This is a genomic window from Mesorhizobium calcicola, assembly GCF_042682105.1.
GTDB lineage: Bacteria > Pseudomonadota > Alphaproteobacteria > Rhizobiales > Rhizobiaceae > Mesorhizobium > Mesorhizobium calcicola.
Genome location: NZ_JBHUGY010000054.1, coordinates 1 through 18,782 on the forward strand (window position 1 = coordinate 1; position 18,782 = coordinate 18,782).

Here is an 18,782-nt window from a genome sequence, read left to right on the forward strand (position 1 = left end):
CCTATGAGGTGGCCGATGCCATCGCACGCGGTGACCTCGACGATCTGCGCGACGAACTCGGCGACCTCCTGCTGCAGGTCGTCTACCACGCGCAAATGGCCGAAGAGGCTGGCGAGTTCGCTTTCCCGGATGTGGTTCAGGCGATCACGACGAAGATGATCCGCCGCCACCCGCATGTCTTCGGCGACGAGACGGCTCGCGGCGCCGGCATGGCCAAGGGCATGTGGGAAAAGATCAAGGCCGTGGAAAAGGCGGAGAAACGAAGCGCCCGCCTCGCCCGCGGTCTCGACCCCGAGGACAATGGCAAGGGGTTTCTGGACAGCGTGCCGGTCGCCCTGCCCGCGCTGACGCGGGCGCTGAAACTTCAGGAGAAGGCCGCCCGTGTCGGTTTCGACTGGAGCGAGGCAGCGCCCATCCTCGACAAGATCGAAGAAGAGATCGGCGAGTTGCGCGAGGCATTGGCGAAAGGCGACACGGCGTCGATCAAGGACGAATTCGGCGACATGCTGTTTGCCGTCGTCAATCTCGGGCGTCACCTCAAGCTCGATTCGGAAGCCGCGCTCAGCGGCACCAACGAGAAATTCCGCTCACGCTTCCACTATGTCGAGCAGGCTCTGGAAAAGTCCGGCAACACGCTGGAAAAGGCTGATCTGGCCGAGATGGAAGCGCTCTGGCAGGAAGCAAAAACCGCGAAGTAAGCGACGTTACCCTTTGGTTTTGGCGCGCAATCTGCTTTCGATCTCTTCGCGGGCGATTTGGGTCGCCTTGAGCGAGATGGTGGCGCTGCCGTCGTCATTGTCGGTTCGCGAAACGACATCGCCATTGCGGTAAAGCCAGTCGACAAGGCCGAACTGCGCCGGCTCGACCGTCACCGTCAGGTCGTCGAGCTCGCCCGCCATCCGCGTCTCGATGATCGCCTTCAGCGCATCGATGCCCTCGCCGGTCACCGCCGACACCGCGACCGGCGGCGCCTTGCTGGCATCGGCGCCATCGGCGAGCAGTCGGTTCCTGTTGCCTTCGTCGAGCCGGTCAATCTTGTTCCACACTTCGATGACCCGCTTGGCGTCGCCGGCATCGACGCCGAGGTCGGCCAGGATGCGCTCGACATCCTCGGCCTGCGCGGCAGTGTCGGGATCGGAAATGTCGCGCAGGTGGATGACGAGGTCGGCCTCGACCACTTCTTCCAGGGTGGCGCGGAAAGCGGCGATCAGATGCGTCGGCAGGTCCGAGATGAAGCCGACCGTATCCGAAAGGATGACCGGCGTGCCATGCGGCAGGCGCACGCGCCGCAGCGTCGGGTCGAGCGTGGCGAACAGCATGTCCTGCGCAAGCACGCCGGCCCCGGTCAGCCTGTTGAACAAGGTCGACTTGCCGGCATTGGTGTAGCCGACGATAGCCACCACCGGAAACGGCACCTTCTTGCGCTTGGCGCGGTGCAGATCGCGGGTGCGGCGCACGGTCTCCAGCTCATGCTTCAGCTTGATGATCTTGTCCTGAAGGACGCGCCGGTCCGATTCGATCTGCGTTTCACCGGGACCGCCGAGGAAGCCGGCGCCACCACGCTGGCGCTCGAGGTGGGTCCAGCTGCGCACGAGCCGGCCCTTCTGGTAGTTGAGGTGAGCGAGTTCGACCTGCAGCGTGCCTTCCTTGGTGCGGGCGCGCTCGCCAAAGATCTCGAGGATCAGCCCGGTGCGGTCCAGCACCTTGGCATTCAGTTCCTTTTCGAGATTGCGCTGCTGCACCGGCGTCAGCGGATGGTCGACTATGACCACTTCAGCGTGGCCCTCTTTGACGATTTCGGCGAACTCGGCGACCTTGCCGCTGCCGAGCAAGGTCGCGGGGCGCGGATCGTTGACGGTCACCACCGCCGTGTGGATCAGATCAAGGTTGATGGCGCGGGCAAGGCCGACGGCCTCGTCGTGACGGGCGTCGGCTGAGCGTGTCAGCCGCGGACGGTTGTTGTCGTCGTCGCCGCGCGGCTGGCGGGTGAGCACCGGCACGATGACAACGGCCCGGGTCGGGCCCTTGGCTTCCGTCCCGGGATGATGCGCTGGTTTTCCGCGAACCGGTGCGTCCGCGTCTTTCTCACGTGCCAATCAGGCGCCCTGGCTTTCCTCGCCATCGAACATCTGAACCGGCTGGCTCGGCATGATCGTGGAAATGGCGTGCTTGTAGACGAGCTGGGAATGACCGTCGCGGCGCAGCAGGACACAGAAATTGTCGAACGAAGTGACCACGCCGGTCAGCTTCACGCCGTTGATGAGGAAGATGGTGAGCGGGTTCTTGCTCTTGCGAACTGAATTCAGGAACAGGTCCTGAAGGTTTTGCGATCGTTCCGCCATTGTTCTTGTCTTTCGCCGATCCCCTTCGGTTTGCAAGCCAATGCGCCAAATTAACGGGCACATGTCAAGCGCGCAAACACCCTCTTGTCGTCAGTAACGACAAGCAGAACGAGATATATTGATGTTCATTCCACCTGTGCGGTTATCAGGCTGGACTTTTTTCCGCAACGTCAAAAAAGGCTTGCCGCAACGAAAGTGTTACTGAGCCGGGGTGTCCATTGGCAATCGGATCGCCGTCGATGACCACGACCGGCATGGCAATTGTCGTTGCGGAACTGATGAAGGCCTCGCGTGCCGCCTTGGCCTCGGTGACGGAAAAACCGCGTTCCTCGATCTTCAGGCCTAGTCTGGCCGCCACCTCGAACATGGTCGTGCGGGTGATGCCGCGAAGGATGCCATGCTCGGCCGGCCTGGTGACCAGAACGCCATCCCTGGTGACGATCCAGGCGTTGGACGAGCCGCCTTCCTTAACGATGCCGTCGCCATCGACGAACCATGCCTCCTGCGCACCCGCTTCCTTGGCCTTCTGCTTGGCCAATACATTGGGCAGCAGTCCAACGCTCTTGATGTCGACCCGGTCCCAGCGATTCTCCGGCACGGTGATGACCGCAATGCCGGTCTCGGCTCGCTTTGCTCCTGCGGCAGGATCGGCCTTCCTGGCGGTCACCACCAGGGATGGCTTGGTGTCCGCCGATGGGAAGACAAAATCGCGGCTGGCGACGCCGCGCGTCACCTGGAGATAGACCAGGCCATTGGCGACATGATTCCGGTTGACCACCTCGCGCAGGATGAGCGGCAACACACCTGGGGTGACCGGCCAGGCGATCGACAATTCTGTCAGCGAGCGGTTCAGCCGGGCAAGATGGCGCGGCATATCGACGATGAAGCCACGCGCCACCTCGCAGACCTCATAGACACCATCGGCGAACTGATAGCCGCGGTCCTCGATGTGCACGGCAGCGCCAGCGTGAGTGACGTAGCGCCCGTTGACATAGGCAATGCGCGGCATTGGCGGCGACCCCTGGATAACTCTCGGGCTTTCTTATGCGATTCCGCCGCTGCCGTAACCGGCAAATGCTTGGCCCACGCGCGGCTGACTGGACGTTTGACTTGTCAGACGCCCAGCGACTTCAGCTTGCGGTGCAAGGCGGAGCGCTCCATGCCGATGAACTCGGCGGTTTTCGAGATGTTGCCGCCAAAGCGGTTGATCTGGGCGATCAGATAGTCCTTCTCGAACTGTTCACGTGCCTCGCGCAGCGGCAGCGCCATGATGTGCTGGTCGGATTGATTGGGCGTGCGCGGCATGACATCGCCGATCTCGGACGGCAACAGGTCCGCGGTGATCGGTGCATCGACGTCGTCGCCGCGCGCCAGGATCATCAGGCGCTCGACATTGTTGCGCAGCTGGCGGACGTTGCCCGGCCAGTTGTGCGCCTGCAGCACGGCCAGCGCGTCATCGCCGATGCGGCGCGGCTTGATGCCGGCCTGGCGGGCGATCTGCTTCATGAAATTGTCGACGAGATAGGGAATATCCTCGCGCCGCTCGGCCAGCCCCGGCACCATGACCGGAACCACCGCCAGGCGATGGTAAAGATCCTCGCGGAAACGGCCGTCGGCGATCATCGCTTCCAGGTTCTGCGAGGTCGAGGAAATGATGCGGACATCGACCTTGACCCGCTTGGTGCCGCCTACCCGCTCGAACTGCTGTTCGACCAGCACACGCAGGATCTTGTTCTGCGTCTCGCGCGGCATGTCTGCCACTTCGTCGATGTAGAGGATGCCGCGATGGGCTTCCTCGAGCGCGCCGACCTTGCGCTCGACGCCGTTCGATTCGGTGCCGAACAGCTCGATCTCCATGCGCTCGGGCGTGATGTTGGCGGCGCTCAGCGTCACGAACGGCCCGCTCTTGCGCGTCGACAGCGTGTGGATGGCGCGCGCGGCCAGTTCCTTGCCCGAGCCGGAAGGGCCGATGATCATGACGCGGCTGTTGGTCGGGGCGACGCGCTCGATGGTCTGGCGCAACTGGCTCATCGCCGACGACATGCCGATCAGATCGAAGGTCTCGCCGCTGCGCAGCTTGAGGTCGGAAACCTCGCGCCGCAATTTCGAGGTCTCGAGCGCGCGCTCGGCGATGAGGATCAGCCTGTCGGCCTTGAACGGTTTTTCGATGAAGTCATAGGCGCCGCGACGGATGGCGGAGACCGCCGTTTCAATATTGCCGTGGCCGGAGATCATCACCACCGGCAAGGTCGGGTGCATCGTCTTGATTTCATCCAGCAAAGCCAGCCCGTCCAGACGCGAGCCCTGCAGCCAGATGTCGAGGAAAATCAGCCGCGGCGCCCGGTCGGCGATCGCCGCCAGCGCGCTGTCGGCATCGAACGCCGTGCGGGTTTCGTGACCTTCGTCGCTCAGGATGCCCGCGACGAGTTCACGAATGTCTTCCTCGTCATCGACGATGAGAATATCAGACGCCATTACCGACCTTTTCAGTTTCTCGTTCGTTTTCCGTTCTGCTTTCGCCGCGCGGGGACGCGGCGGCGGCAGGCGGCAGGATGATGCTGATCATCGCACCCCGCCCGTCGTGGAAATCCGCAGGCGCATCATGAAGTTCCAGCCTGCCACCATGGTCCTCCACGATCTTCTTGACGATGGCGAGACCGAGCCCGGTGCCCTTCTCGCGCGTTGTCATATAGGGCTCGAGCAGCCGTTGGCGATTCTCGCGCGGCAGGCCTTTGCCGTTGTCGATGACGTCGATGCGAATCGCGCCATTCTGGCGCCCGGCTTGAATCCGGATTATGCCGTGCGAACCGCCCTTCTGTTCCAGCCCGTCGATCGCTTCGGCGGCGTTCTTGATCACATTACCGAAAGCCTGCGCCATCAGCCGGCTGTCGAACGTGCCCTTGAGCGGTTCGTTGCCGAACACCCGCTCGAACGTGATGTCAGAGCGGCTGACCTCGACCAGGAACGAGGCCTCGCGCAGCGATTCGCGCAGGTCGATGGCCTTCATCTCGGGCTTCGGCATGCGGGCGAACGCCGAGAATTCGTCGACCATGCGGCCGATATCCTCGACCTGGCGGATGATGGTGTCGGTGCACTGATCGAAAACCTCGCGATCCTCGGTGATGACCTTGCCGTAACGACGCTTGATGCGCTCGGCCGACAGCTGGATCGGGGTCAGCGGGTTCTTGATCTCGTGCGCGATGCGCCGGGCCACGTCGGCCCAGGCGGAGGAGCGCTGCGCCTGAACCAGATCGGTGATATCGTCGACCGTCACGACATAGGATTTTCCCTCGGAGCCGTCGTCGCCGGCTTCGATGGTGATCTGCACGTTGAAGGTCCGCTCGGCACCGGCACGATAGAAAGTCACCTGCTCGCGATAGACGGGTTTGCCGGACTTGCGGCCAATCTCGAAGACGCGGCCGACATGCGGCAGCACGGCGGAGAGGTTCTGTCCAAGTGCCGCGCTGGCGGATATGGCCAGCATCGCTTCGGCCGAGCGGTTGACGATGGTGACGATGCCGTAGGGATCGACGCCGATGACGCCGGCTGTGACGCCGGCCAGCACCGCCTCGGAGAAGCGGCGCCGTTCGTCGATCAGATCCTTGGCGGACAGGATTTCGTTGCGCTGCGATTTCAGTTCCAGAAGCATCTTGTTGAAGGTGTCGCCCAGCGAGGCGACATCGCCGTCCGATGGCCTGACGGGAACCGCGACGTCGAGATTGCCGGTCGCCACCTCGTCGGCGGCGCCGATGAGCTGGCGGATGGGCCGCACCAGGCGATCGGCGACGGCGATGCCGGTCCATATCGCGGACAGGATGATGATCAGCGTCAGCGACAGATAGGGCAGCGCGAAGGCCACCTGCGAGGTGCGGCGGTTGTCTTCCAGACCACGATATTCGTCGGTGTTGGACCTGACGATCTGCCGCGCCTTGATCACTTCGGGATCGACGAGGCGAATGGTGTAGAGATAGAGGCCTTCGATCTCGCGCAACTTAACGATGGCGCCCATGATGTTGCGCGTTTTCGGCTCGATCAGCACCGGCTTGCCGTCGGCAGCACTGGCCACGGCGCCTTCCGGCGGCTCGGGCATGGCAAAATCGGTTTCGGTCTTGGCGCTCATGACGAACGAGCCGTCGGGCTTGATCAGCGCCGCGTGGGCCAGCGACCGACCTACGGCTTCCTTGTTCATCAGGTCGAGAAAGCCAGTCCGATCAAGGCCGTAGAGTGTCCTTGATGCGTCGAGATCATAGGCCATCGACAGCGTCGTGCCCTGGAGGTTGCGGGCGTTTTCCTGGACATAGGCATCGGCGATCGACAGCGACGAATTGACGATCGTCTTGGTGCGGATCTCGAACCAGCGATCGAGGCCGATGTCGAGCGTGATCGACGCGATGATCGCCACCATAATGGCGGGAATTGCGGCAACCAGTGCGAACATGGCGACGATGCGCACATGCAGCCGCGAGGCCGCCTTGCCATGCCGGCGCGCCATCAGGATGCGGTGCACTTCGCGTCCGACCAGCGCGATGAGGAACAGGACGAATACGGCGTTGAGGGCAATCAGCGCCAGCGTCGTGGACTCGTTCGGCGTGATCGGGGTGGCGCCGACAAGGATGGTGAACGAGATCGCCGCCGTCACCAGCGCGCCGACAACCGCGACCACGCCCGGCAGCGCAAGCAGCCGGCGCCCGTCGCGCGCGCCAGGTTCGCTGAAAAGCGGTTGGTTGGGTGTCGGTGCCTGCGGAGCCATGTCGCCGTCTAGAGAGCCATGATTGCGTCGGATGTATGCAACGCATTGTGGCGATTATGCAACAAGTGTGACCGAGACGGAAATCTTTCAGCCGCCGATCCCCTGAAAAGAGGCCCGGGCTCGGATCAGGGCTCAGCCCTGTCGAGATGATTTGTAGACGTTGACGCCGAGTTCGCGAATCTTCTTGCGCAGCGTGTTGCGGTTCAAGCCCAGCAATTCCGCAGCCTTGATCTGGTTGCCGCGGGTTGCCGTCATCGAGGCCAGGACCAGCGGATATTCGACCTCGGACAGGATGCGCTGGTAGAGCCCGGCAGGCGGCAAGTCGCCGGCAAACGAGGCGAAATAGCGCTGCAGGAAATGCTCGACCGCCTGGCCGATGGACAGGTCGTCGGGAATGAGATTGCCGCCGCCCGGCACCACCGGGCGCTCGCCGGTCTTGAGCTCCGCCTCGATGATCTCGGCCGAAATCTCGTCCTGCGAATAGAGCGCGGCGAGCCTGCGGACCAGGTTTTCCAGTTCGCGCACATTGCCCGGCCACGGGTAGCGCTTCATCAATTCGATGCCGCCGGATGAGATGCGCTTGGTCTGCAGACCTTCCATCTCGCCGAGCTTGAAGAAGTGCCGGACGAGGTCCGGCACGTCCTCGGAGCGTTCGCGCAGAGCCGGCAGCCTGAGCGGCACGACGTTGAGGCGATAGAAAAGATCCTCGCGGAAAAGCCCCTGGTTGATGAGCGTGCGCAGATCCTTGTTGGTGGCGGCGACGATGCGCACATCGGTCTTGATCGGCGTGCGTCCGCCGACGGTCGTGTACTCGCCCTGCTGCAGGACGCGCAGCAGACGCGTCTGCGCCTCCATCGGCATGTCGCCGATCTCGTCGAGGAACAGCGTGCCGCCCTCGGCCTGCTCGAAGCGACCAGTGGATCGGTTCTGCGCGCCGGTGAAGGCGCCCTTCTCGTGGCCGAACAGTTCCGATTCGATCAGGTCGCGCGGGATCGCCGCCATGTTGATGGCAACGAACGGGCCGCCACGACGGCGGCCATATTCATGCAGCGCGCGCGCCACCAGTTCCTTGCCGGTGCCGGATTCGCCCGAGATCATCACCGTCAGGTCGGTCTGCATCATGCGCGCCAGCATGCGGTAGATGTCCTGCATGGCGGCGGACCGGCCGACAAGCGGCATCGCGTCGGGCTGCTCTTCCGGCCGCGCATCGATCTTCGGTCGCCGCGGCTCGGAAAGCGCCCGGTTGACGATGTTGAGGAGTTCGGTCAGGTCGAATGGCTTCGGCAGATATTCATAGGCGCCGGTTTCGGATGCGCGGATCGCGGTCATGAAGGTGTTCTGGGCGCTCATGACGATGACCGGCAGCTCCGGCCGCGCCTTCTTGATGCGCGGCAGCATGTCGAAGGCGTTCTCGTCCGGCATCACCACGTCGGTGATGACCAGATCGCCCTCGCCCGCTGCCACCCAGCGCCACAGAGTTGAAGCGTTGGAGGTGACCCGCACCTCGTGACCGACGCGCGAAAGCGCCTGGTTGAGGACGGTGCGGATCGCCGCATCGTCGTCGGCGACGAGAATATTGCCGCGAACGGTCATTTGCGGTCTCCTTCACCGTCTTCATCGGCGCCGTATGGCGCTTCTTTCCAGGCCGGCATCAGGATGCGGAATATGGTCCCGCGCGGCGTCGATTCGCATTCGATGATGCCGCCATGCTCGCCGACGATCTTGGCGACCAGCGCCAGCCCCAGCCCCGAGCCGTTCGGCTTGGTGGTGATGAACGGGTCGAACAGGATCGGCAGGATATCTTCCGAGACACCGGAGCCGTTGTCGCGCACACAGAACTCCAGCGGCAGCGACACGCGATCCTGTGTGCCCGGAACGGAAACGCGGATACCCGGCCGGAAGGCCGTCGACAGCACGATCTCACCCTGGGGGTCGCTGCCGATCGCCTCGGCGGCGTTCTTGACCAGGTTGAGGAACACCTGGATGAGCTGGTCGCGGTTGGCAAATACCGCAGGCAATGAAGGATCATAATCCTCCATTATCTTGATTCTCTTGGCAAAACCGTTCTTGGCGATCGCCTTTACATGGTCGAGCACGACATGGATGTTGACGGGGTAGCGATCGATCGGCCGCTCGTCGGAAAACACCTCCATGCGGTCGACCAGCGATACGATGCGGTCGGTCTCGTCGGTGATCAGCCGCGTCAGCGCGCGGTCCTCGTCGGAAGCCGACAGTTCGAGCAGCTGGGCGGCACCCCGGATGCCGGAGAGCGGGTTCTTGATCTCATGGGCAAGCATCGCCGCCAGACCGGTCACCGAGCGCGCGGCGCCACGGTGCGTCATCTGCCGGTCGATCTTGTCGGCCATCGACCGTTCCTGGAACATCACCACGACGGAGCCAGGAAATTCCGACACCGGCGCGACGTAGAGATCGACGACCTTCTCGATGCCGAGGCGCGGCGACGACACGTCGACCCGATACTCGTTGACCGGAGCCAGGCGCTCACGCACCTGATCGACGAGCGTCAGCAGCGGGCTGCCGAAGGGGATCAACTTGGACAGTGTGTTGCGCGCCAGCATTGTCGCGCTCGAGCGAAAGAAGTCTTCCGCGTCGGCGTTGGCGAAGGTGATGAACCCTTGCTCGCTGATCATGATCACCGGGCGGCGGATGGTGTTAAGCACGATCTGGGCGGCATCCGCCATTTCAGCGCCCTTGCCGGCGGCGGCGTTCATGCGGCGCTCCGCAGGTTCAATGGTTGCGGATCGCGCGAAAACACGTCCCGCAGCAAGGCAATGACGCGCGCAGGCTCGAATATCGTCAGAATGGCTTTTCGGCTGTCGTCGGCGATGCCGCCGGCATGACGGTCGAGATACCAGCCAAGATGCTTGCGTGCCTGGCGCAGCCCGCTTTCGACGCCATAGAGCGCCAGTATGTCCTCATAGTGGGCCACGACATAGTCGGCCAGTGCCGTCAGGCCCCGCGGCACCTTGGGCGCCGTCTCGCCTGCCGCGGCCGCCGCGATGCTGCCGGCGATCCACGGCGCCCCATAGTGGGCGCGGCCGATCATCACGGCATCGGCGCCGGATTGATCGAGAATGGCAGCCGCTTCCGCTGGCGAAGAAACATCGCCATTGGCGACGACCGGGATGGACACGGCTTCCTTGACGCGCGCGATGGCGGGCCAGTCGGCCTTGCCCTGATAGAACTGGCAGCGCGTGCGGCCATGCACGGTCACCATCTTGACGCCTGCCTGCTCGGCGCGGCGCGCGAGCATCGGCGCGTTGAGCGCGGCTTCGTCCCAGCCCAGCCGCATCTTGACCGTGACCGGCACGTCGACCGCGCCGACCACGGCGTCGATCAGCGACAGCGCATGGTCGAGATCCAGCATCAGCGCCGAGCCGGCATAGCCACCGGTGACCTTCTTGGCCGGACAGCCCATGTTGATGTCGATGATGTCAGCGCCCTCGCCGGCGGCGATTCGCGCGCCTTCGGCCATATGCGCCGCCTCGCGGCCGGCAAGCTGCACCATGTGGACGGGAAGGCCGGAATGACGGATGCGCAGGTCGCAACCGGCCCTGCCCTTGGCAAGCTCGCCGCTGGCCACCATTTCGGACACGACAAGGCCTGCGCCATGCGCGTGGGCGCGCTGCCGGAACGGCTCGTCTGTGATCCCTGACATCGGCGCGAGGAACACGCGATTGCGGATTCTCACGCCGCCGACATCGAGTGGTGCGGCCAATTTGGTCAAATCAGGCATGCACAAAAACCAAGCATGTTCATTCGTTGCACATTCTCTAGCCAGAACCGCCGCAATGTGCAACGCGGAATGACGCCACATTGAGGCGCAATTGGGAAAAATGCTGGCCATCGGCCTTGGCCGCGACCAAAGCGCCGCGCGTCCCTCAGGACACGCAAAGGGCGCTTTGGAACTTCACATTTGGCGCACGATCTTTTCTGAAAACCGATTACACTTTTCGGGATCGTGCGCTAAGCCAATCGGCATGACTGATGCAAGTGAAAACTCGAGTGTGGATGGCAAGGTCGCGGTGGTGATCGTTGCCGCCGGCCGCGGCGCGCGCGCCGGGCAGGCCAACGGACCCAAGCAGTATCAAAGCATTGGCGGCCACGCTGTCATTGCGCATACGCTGGAGATTTTTCTGGCCCACCCACGGACCAGCGAGGTTGTTGTCGCCATTCATGCCGACGACCGCGAACTGTTCCGGCAGGCGGCGGGCGCCAACGCCGAACGGGTCACCACCATCATGGGCGGGGCGACCAGGCAGGCTTCGGTGCGGCTCGGCCTGCTTGCCTTGAGAGGCCACGCGCCGGGGCGGGTTCTGATCCACGACGCCGTCCGTCCATTCGTCGACGCCGACCTGATCGACCGCACCATCGCCGCCATCGGCGAGCGCGAGGGCGCGTTGCCCGCCCTGCCCGTCGCCGACACGCTGAAGCGCGAGTTGGCCACTGGCGTGGTTGGAGAAACCGTTTCCCGCAGCGGACTTCACGCGGCGCAAACGCCACAGGGATTTCCGTTCTGGCCCATTCTTGCCGCGCACGAAAAAGCCCATCACCTGGGAAAGATGGACTTCACCGACGACGCCGCGATCGCTGAATGGGCGCATATTCCGGTAAAGATCGTTCCGGGCTCGCCGGACAATGTCAAACTCACCTGGGCACGGGATATTGCGATGGCGGACCAGCGGCTTTCCGGCGAACGTATGCGCTTTCCCGACATAAGAACCGGCAATGGTTACGACGTCCACGCCTTCGAGCCCGGCGACCACGTCACTTTGTGCGGCGTCGCCATCCCGCATGACAAAAAACTGTCCGGCCATTCCGACGCCGATGTTGGGCTGCACGCCTTGACCGATGCGCTGCTGGCGACCTGCGGCGCCGGTGACATCGGCACCCATTTTCCGCCGTCCGACCCGCAGTGGAAAGGCGCTGCCTCGCGTATCTTCGTCGAACACGCGGCAAGGCTGGTGCGTGAGCGTGGTGGCCGCATCGCCAATGCCGATATCACGCTGATCTGCGAGGCGCCGCGCGTCGGCCCGCATCGCGAGGCGATGACGACGGCCCTTTCGCAGATGCTGGCGATTTCGCCGGACCGCATCTCGATCAAGGCGACAACCAATGAAAAGCTCGGCTTTGTCGGGCGCGAAGAAGGCATAGCGGCGATCGCGACGGCCAGCGTGGTGTTTCCCGGCGAGGTGCCGGAATGAGCAACAACGATCTGGCAAATGCGCTGCTGCAAGCCTGCCAGGAGCGCGGCATCATGCTGGCGACGGCCGAAAGCTGCACCGGCGGTATGATCATAGCCGCGCTGACCGATATTGCCGGCTCCTCCGCAGTGGTCGATCGCGGCTTCATCACCTATTCGAACGAAGCCAAGATGGACATGCTCGGTGTTTGCGCCTCCACGCTTGAGGCGCATGGCGCGGTTTCGCGCGAGACGGCGATCGAAATGGCAAAAGGCGCGCTTGCCCGTTCCCGCGCCAGGCTCACCCTGGCGGTCACCGGCATTGCCGGTCCCGGCGGCGGTTCGGCGGAAAAACCCGTCGGCCTGGTCTGGTTCGGCGTTGGCCTGGACGGCCACACCGTGACCGCCGAACACAGGCTGTTTGCCGACAAGGGTCGCGATTTCATCCGCCGTGAAACGGTCAGGCATGCGCTGGAACTGGGTTTGCGAGTTCTCGGCCAGCGTTAAAGCGCGACGCGCTTTAAGTCTTTGCATTTATGCATGTCGTTGTTTCCCAAAACCGCTGCGCACTTTTGGGCGACATGCATCAGGCAGACGGCGCCGCACCGTAGATGACGTCGGCGCGCTTCTCGAAAGCCTCGGCGAACATGCGGAAGGCGCGATCGAACATGGTTCCCATCACTGCGCCTAGGATGCGGCTTTTGAACTCATAGTCGATGAAGAAGCGCACGACGCAGCCGCCGCCGTCGGGTTCGAAACGCCAGACATTGCTCAGATATTTGAACGGGCCATCGATATACTTCACGTCGATGGTGTTTTCATCCGGCTTCAGCAGCACCTGCGTGGTGAAGGTTTCGCGGATCGCCTTGTAGCCGATGCTCATGTCGGCGAGGAGAACAGTGCGTCCGTCACGCTCCTTGCGCGAGCGAACCGTCAGCGCTTCGCAAAGCGGCAGGAATTGCGGATAGGCCTCGATATCGGCGACCAGCGCGAACATCTGTTGCGGCGTATGGGCAACGCGGCGAGTGGCTTCGAATTTTGGCATGAAACCGGCTCTAAAGCGTGTCGCGTCGAAACGGATTCAAGCGACGCGCTCCGGATTCTTTGTTTTTATGCATGTCGTTCTCCCAAAAACCGAGGTCACTTTTGGGCGACATGCATTAGAGCGATTTCTTGAGAAGCGCTTCCCGCGCCGCGCGCAGCCTGGCGAAATCGTCGCCGGCGTGGTGCGAGGAGCGCGTCAGCGGGCTCGACGCCACCAGCAGAAAACCCTTGGTTCGGCCGATCGTCTCGAAGGACTTGAATTCCTCCGGCGTGACGAAGCGGATCACCGGATGGTGCTTCTTCGACGGCTGCAGATACTGGCCGATGGTCATGAAGTCGACATTGGCCGAACGCAGGTCGTCCATCAATTGCAGGATCTCGTTCCGCTCTTCGCCGAGACCCACCATGATGCCGGACTTGGTGAAGATCGACGGGTCGAGTTCCTTGACCCGCTGCAGCAGCCGGATCGAGTGGAAATAGCGGGCACCCGGCCGGACCGTCAGATAGTTCGACGGCACGGTTTCGAGATTGTGGTTGAAGACGTCGGGCTTGGCCGCCACGACGATCTCCAGCGCGCCTTCCTTGCGCAGGAAATCGGGCGTCAGGATCTCGATCGTCGTCAACGGCGTCGCCGCCCTGATGGCGCGGATGACCTCGGCAAAATGCTGTGCCCCGCCATCGGCGAGATCGTCGCGGTCGACCGAAGTGATGACGACATGGGTCAGGCCCATCTGCTTGACCGCGTGCGCGACACGGGCCGGCTCATCGGGATCGAGTGCGGTCGGAATGCCGGTGGCGACGTTGCAGAAGGCGCAGGCGCGCGTGCAGATCTCGCCCATGATCATGAAGGTGGCGTGCTTCTTCTCCCAGCACTCGCCAATGTTGGGACAGCCGGCCTCTTCGCAGACCGTCACCAGCTTGTGCGACTTCACGATCTCGCGGGTCTCGGCATAGCCCTTCGAGACCGGCGCCTTGACGCGGATCCAGTCGGGCTTGCGCAGCACATCCTGGTCGGGCTTGTGAGCCTTCTCGGGATGCCGCAAGCGCGGTGCGTTGGCGATCGTATCGAGGACAGTGACCATCTGGAAACCTGGTTGATTGGCGACCGCCAATCCGGCGTTCGCTGTCATGACGTCATCTAGGACTTTTTGGCGCAAAGAAAAAGGCCGTGGCGACGCATGCCGAGGCGGCCCTTTTCGCATAGCGGCTGTTCAGCGGTGTTAACGGCGCACCAGCCGTCCGACCCAGATCAGCAGGCAGGCGCCGATAAAGCCGGTGATCAGATAGGCGGTCCAGCCGATGCCGAAAACGCCGATGTTGAGGGCCTGCAGGATGGCGTTCAGCACGATCGCGCCGACGATGCCCAGAACAATGTTCATGAAGATGCCGGTGTTGCTCTTCATGACCATTTCGGCGAGCCAGCCTGCCAGGCCGCCGATAATGATTGCTGCTATCCAGCCGACGCCATTCAAGTGCATATGCCCTCTCCATGCGTGATGGGTGAAAACGCATCCACAAACGAACACCCTTGCCGCCGGGTTGCATCGGGTCCAGCGCTCAATTTATCACGCGTTGAGCGCCCGGCCATAGGCGTCGAGCACGCTTTCCTTCATCATTTCCGAGAGCGTCGGATGCGGGAAAATGGTGTGCATCAGCTCTTCCTCGGTCGTCTCCAGGTTCATCGCCACGACAAAGCCCTGGATCAGTTCGGTCACTTCGGCGCCGACCATATGCGCACCGAGCAACTGACCGGTCTTCTTGTCGAAGATGGTCTTGATGAACCCCTGGTCTTCGCCAAGCGCGATGGCCTTGCCATTGGCGGCGAACTGGAAGCGCCCGACCCTGATGTCCCAGCCCTCGGCCTTGGCCTTCGCTTCGGTCAGGCCGACAGAGGCGACCTGCGGATTGCAGTAGGTGCAGCCGGGAATCTTGAGCTTGTCTATGGCATGCACGCCGGGAAAGGCAGCTATCTTCTCGACGCACACCACACCCTCATGCTCGGCCTTGTGGGCAAGCATCGGCGGACCGGCGACATCGCCAATGGCGTAGATGCCCGGCACATTGGTCTTGCCGTAGCCGTCGACGACGATGCAGCCGCGTTCGGTCTTCACGCCAAGCGTCTCAAGTCCGAGGCCCTCGATGTTGCCTTGTACGCCGACGGCCGAAATCATGCGGTCGGCGGTGATCTTCTCGACCTTGCCGTCCTTCATCTCGACATGCGCGGTGACCGAGTTGGCACCCTTCTCGACCTTGGTCACCTTGGCCTCGAGGATGATCTTCATGCCTTGCTTCTCGAACTGCTTCTGCGCGAATTTCGAGACTTCGGCGTCCTCGACCGGCATCACCGCGGGCAGCAATTCGACCACCGTCACTTCGGCACCCATGGTGCGATAGAAGGAGGCGAATTCGATGCCGATGGCGCCCGAGCCCATCACCAGCAGCGACTTCGGCATCTCCTTCGGCACCATCGCCTCGAAATAGGTCCAGATCAGCTTGCCATCCGGCTCGATGCCGGGCAGCGCGCGCGGCCGCGCGCCGGTCGCCAGGATGATGTGCTTGGCGGTGTATGTGCCATCGCCCTTGACGCCTTTCGGCACCGGCGGCTGCGGCTCCATCGGCTTCTTGGCGGTCTTGGACACGACGATCTCACCCGGCTTCGAGAGCTTCGCCTCGCCCCAGATCACGTCGACCTTGTTCTTCTTCATCAGGAAGGCAACGCCGCCATTGAGCCGCAGCGACACTTTTCGCGAGCGGTCGACCACGGCAGCAGTGTCGGCGCTGACCTTGCCGTCGAGCTTCAGGCCATAGTCCTTCAGATGATCCGAATAATGCATGATCTCGGCCGAGCGCAGCAGCGCCTTGGTCGGGATGCAGCCCCAGTTGAGGCAGATGCCGCCGAGATGCTCGCGCTCGACGATCGCCGTCTTGAAGCCAAGCTGGGCGGAACGCACCGCCGTGACATAGCCGCCGGGCCCGGAGCCGATGATGATGACGTCGTAGTTCTCAGCCACGGTTCTTCTCCTTGATTCAGAGTTCGAGCATGACGCGCACGACTGGCGTCAGCGCCTCGCCGATGTTTCGCGTGTTTTCGGCATCGAGGTGGACACCGTCGAGGGGGGTGGTTTGCGCCACGCTGCCGGCGTCGAAGAAGCCGCAGCCGGCCTCATCGGCAAGAGCGGAATAGAGCGGCGCCAACCGCGTCGAAGCCTCGTCGCCGCCGGCGAACATTTCCTTGAACTCGACATTTTCGGTGCGGCTGACCGCAGGCGGCGAAACGACCAGGATCTGCGGCGCCGGCCACTCGAACGGATAGTCGTGGCCGCGCACGATGTCGATCAGCCGCTGGATGCCTTGCTTGGCCGCGACCGGATTGCCGTGGATCCACGGCTTCATGTCGTTGGCGCCGAGCATGATGACAATCAGGTCGATCGGCGCATGCGTCGTCAGGATCGTCGGCAGCAGCCTGGCGCCGTTGCGGTCCGCGCCGGCCAAATGATCGTCGAAGGCCGTGGTGCGGCCATTGAGGCCTTCGGCGATGACTTCGACGCCGCCACCGAGCCCGGCCTGCAACACGCTCGGCCAGCGGTCTTCCAGCGCATGGCGGCCACCCTCGGCGTCGTAGCCCCAGGTCAGCGAATCGCCGTAGCAAAGGACCGTCTTCATGCGCTCACCTGTGCCTCGATCAAACCGCGTCCCACCCGCCAGCGCACGAACAGCCAGTGAACCAGAATGGTCACCAAACTTGGCAAGCCGAGGCCGACTACAATAGGCATATCCCCCCTCATTTCCGCCGGCCCTTTCTCAGTAAGAATGATGGCTATCAGCACGACAAAAAGCGCCGTGAAAACGATCAGCAACCGCTTGCCCGTTCGGTTTACGGTCGCAAGCGCATCTGTCATGAACTGCGCGACGAAAAAAACGAGGGTGACGACAACCGTCACCAACGCTGAAAGCAGGAACACCAAGATGTACTCTTCCTGCGCGTCGGTGATGACAGCCAATTGCTGTGCCACCACGCCGCCGGCGAATCCGGAAAGGATGAAGGCAAAAAGGCTGGTGAAGAATTTCCGCACCGCCTTTTCCTTTCCTAGACGAGCATGCCCATCGGGTTCTCGATCAAGCGTTTGAAGGCGACCAGCAGTTCGGCACCGAGCGCCCCGTCGACGGCGCGATGGTCGGTCGACAGCGTCACCGACATCACGGTGGCGATTTTGATCTCGCCATTCTTGACCACCGCCCGCTCCTCGCCGGCGCCGACCGCTAGGATCGTCGCATGCGGCGGGTTGATGACGGCGGCAAAGTCCTTGATGCCGAACATGCCGAGGTTCGACACCGCCGTGGTGCCGCCCTGATACTCTTCCGGCTTCAGCTTGCGGCTGCGCGCCCGGCTGGCCAGGTCCTTCATCTCGTTGGAGATCGTGGACAGCGTCTTTTCGTCCGCCTTGCGGATGATCGGCGTGATAAGGCCGCCGGGGATCGACACGGCGACGCCGACATCGGCATGCTTGTGCTTGACCATGGCGCTCTCGGTCCACGAGGCGTTGGCATCCGGCACCGCCTTCAGCGCCATGGCCATCGCCTTGATGACCATATCGTTGACCGACAGCTTGTAGGCAGGCACGTCACCCTTTTCGGTCTTCTTCATCGGCGCCGCCGCATTGATCTGCGTGCGCAAGGCCAGCAGCGCATCGAGTTCGCAATCGAGCGTCAGGTAGAAGTGCGGGATGGTGGTCTTGGCCTCAACCAGGCGGCGCGCGATGGTCTTGCGCATATTGTCATGCGGGACGAGCTCGTAGGAACCCGGTTCGAACAGCTTCAGCACCTGTTCGTCCGACATCGCCTTCACCGGCGCGGCGGCAGCCGCCGGTGCCGCTGGTGCTGCCTTGGCGGCCGGCTTGGCGCCGCCACCGGCAATCGCCGCATCGACGTCGGCCTTCACCACCCGGCCATGCGGACCGGTGCCGGTCACGGCAGAAACATCGACGCCGGCCTCCTTGGCGATGCGGCGCGCGAGCGGCGAGGCGAAGGTGCGCTCGCCAGCCGCATGGCCGTTGGCGGCTGGAGCCGCCACTGCCTTGGGTTCGGCCTTCGGTGCTTCAGCCTTTGGTGCTTCAGCCTTCGGAGCCTCGGCTTTCGGCGCCTCGGCTTTCACCGGTGCTGCACCATCACCACTTTTCGCGGCGGCGCCTGAGTCCTCGCCCTCGGCGGCGAGCACGGCGATCAGCGCATTGACCTTGACGCCTTCGGTGCCGGCGGGGACGACCAGCTTGGCAACCGTGCCCTCATCGACGGCTTCGACTTCCATCGTCGCCTTGTCGGTCTCGATCTCGGCGATGACATCGCCCGGCGAAACCTTGTCGCCTTCCTTGACCAGCCACTTGGACAGATTGCCCTCTTCCATCGTGGGCGACAGGGCCGGCATGGTGATGTTGATTGGCATTTT

At 63.1% G+C, this 18,782-nt stretch carries 18 protein-coding genes; 3 read left to right on the plus strand and 15 right to left on the minus strand.

Annotated elements, in window-relative coordinates; all coding sequences use genetic code 11:
* A partial coding sequence (mazG, locus tag ACFSQT_RS30430; protein ID WP_379025095.1) for a nucleoside triphosphate pyrophosphohydrolase occupies window positions 1–698 on the plus strand: 698 nt, incomplete at its 5' end.
* A gap of 6 nt (window positions 699–704) precedes the next feature.
* Here mazG and hflX read toward each other — a convergent pair.
* The 8 genes from hflX to dusB form a co-directional block, all read right to left on the minus strand.
* Window positions 705–2,096 carry a GTPase HflX gene (gene hflX / locus ACFSQT_RS30435; protein WP_379025097.1) on the minus strand — a complete coding sequence of 464 codons (1,392 nt, stop codon included), beginning with the start codon at window positions 2,094–2,096 and terminating at the stop codon, window positions 705–707.
* On the minus strand, window positions 2,097–2,342 hold the full coding sequence (gene hfq / locus ACFSQT_RS30440; RefSeq protein ID WP_006202172.1) for an RNA chaperone Hfq: 246 nt from the start codon (window positions 2,340–2,342) through the stop codon (window positions 2,097–2,099).
* Between the two features lie 145 nt (window positions 2,343–2,487).
* A complete protein-coding gene (locus ACFSQT_RS30445) occupies window positions 2,488–3,351 on the minus strand; it encodes a D-amino-acid transaminase (protein ID WP_379025099.1) in 864 nt (287 codons plus the stop codon).
* Between the two features lie 104 nt (window positions 3,352–3,455).
* Window positions 3,456–4,817: a nitrogen assimilation response regulator NtrX gene (ntrX, locus tag ACFSQT_RS30450; RefSeq protein WP_379025101.1), complete on the minus strand. Its 1,362-nt coding sequence runs from the start codon at window positions 4,815–4,817 to the stop codon at window positions 3,456–3,458.
* A complete protein-coding gene (locus tag ACFSQT_RS30455; RefSeq protein WP_379025103.1) occupies window positions 4,807–7,092 on the minus strand; it encodes a sensor histidine kinase NtrY-like in 2,286 nt (761 codons plus the stop codon). The genes ntrX and ACFSQT_RS30455 overlap by 11 nt, the downstream gene beginning before the upstream one ends.
* 132 nt (window positions 7,093–7,224) lie before the next feature.
* The gene (gene ntrC / locus ACFSQT_RS30460) at window positions 7,225–8,685 is read right to left on the minus strand and encodes a nitrogen regulation protein NR(I) (protein ID WP_379025105.1); all 1,461 of its coding nucleotides are present in this window, start codon (window positions 8,683–8,685) and stop codon (window positions 7,225–7,227) included.
* The gene (locus ACFSQT_RS30465; RefSeq protein WP_379025107.1) at window positions 8,682–9,824 is read right to left on the minus strand and encodes a two-component system sensor histidine kinase NtrB; all 1,143 of its coding nucleotides are present in this window, start codon (window positions 9,822–9,824) and stop codon (window positions 8,682–8,684) included. Before ACFSQT_RS30465 ends, ntrC begins: the two co-directional genes overlap by 4 nt.
* Entirely contained in the window at window positions 9,821–10,849 is a 1,029-nt protein-coding gene (gene dusB / locus ACFSQT_RS30470; RefSeq protein ID WP_379025109.1) for a tRNA dihydrouridine synthase DusB, read from the minus strand. Before dusB ends, ACFSQT_RS30465 begins: the two co-directional genes overlap by 4 nt.
* 244 nt (window positions 10,850–11,093) lie before the next feature.
* Between dusB and ACFSQT_RS30475 the strand changes: the two genes are divergently transcribed.
* Window positions 11,094–12,317: a bifunctional 2-C-methyl-D-erythritol 4-phosphate cytidylyltransferase/2-C-methyl-D-erythritol 2,4-cyclodiphosphate synthase gene (locus ACFSQT_RS30475; RefSeq protein WP_379025111.1), complete on the plus strand. Its 1,224-nt coding sequence runs from the start codon at window positions 11,094–11,096 to the stop codon at window positions 12,315–12,317.
* The gene (locus tag ACFSQT_RS30480) at window positions 12,314–12,802 is read left to right on the plus strand and encodes a CinA family protein (RefSeq protein ID WP_379025113.1); all 489 of its coding nucleotides are present in this window, start codon (window positions 12,314–12,316) and stop codon (window positions 12,800–12,802) included. Before ACFSQT_RS30475 ends, ACFSQT_RS30480 begins: the two co-directional genes overlap by 4 nt.
* Before the next feature lie 79 nt (window positions 12,803–12,881).
* On the opposite strand, the gene ACFSQT_RS30485 is transcribed toward ACFSQT_RS30480, so the two are convergent.
* From ACFSQT_RS30485 to ACFSQT_RS30515, 7 genes are all read right to left on the minus strand, one after another.
* A complete protein-coding gene (locus tag ACFSQT_RS30485; protein ID WP_379025115.1) occupies window positions 12,882–13,340 on the minus strand; it encodes a type II toxin-antitoxin system RatA family toxin in 459 nt (152 codons plus the stop codon).
* 115 nt (window positions 13,341–13,455) lie between these two features.
* Entirely contained in the window at window positions 13,456–14,421 is a 966-nt protein-coding gene (lipA, locus tag ACFSQT_RS30490) for a lipoyl synthase (RefSeq protein ID WP_379025166.1), read from the minus strand.
* A 138-nt stretch (window positions 14,422–14,559) separates the two neighbouring features.
* A complete protein-coding gene (locus tag ACFSQT_RS30495; protein WP_379025117.1) occupies window positions 14,560–14,817 on the minus strand; it encodes a GlsB/YeaQ/YmgE family stress response membrane protein in 258 nt (85 codons plus the stop codon).
* A gap of 87 nt (window positions 14,818–14,904) precedes the next feature.
* Window positions 14,905–16,350, minus strand: a complete 1,446-nt coding sequence (gene lpdA / locus ACFSQT_RS30500) for a dihydrolipoyl dehydrogenase (RefSeq protein WP_379025119.1) — start codon at window positions 16,348–16,350, stop codon at window positions 14,905–14,907.
* A gap of 16 nt (window positions 16,351–16,366) precedes the next feature.
* On the minus strand, window positions 16,367–17,002 hold the full coding sequence (locus ACFSQT_RS30505) for an SGNH/GDSL hydrolase family protein (protein ID WP_379025121.1): 636 nt from the start codon (window positions 17,000–17,002) through the stop codon (window positions 16,367–16,369).
* Entirely contained in the window at window positions 16,999–17,412 is a 414-nt protein-coding gene (locus tag ACFSQT_RS30510) for a hypothetical protein (RefSeq protein WP_379025123.1), read from the minus strand. Before ACFSQT_RS30510 ends, ACFSQT_RS30505 begins: the two co-directional genes overlap by 4 nt.
* A 14-nt stretch (window positions 17,413–17,426) precedes the next feature.
* Window positions 17,427–18,779, minus strand: a complete 1,353-nt coding sequence (locus tag ACFSQT_RS30515; protein WP_379025125.1) for a pyruvate dehydrogenase complex dihydrolipoamide acetyltransferase — start codon at window positions 18,777–18,779, stop codon at window positions 17,427–17,429.
* Window positions 18,780–18,782 lie beyond the last annotated feature (3 nt).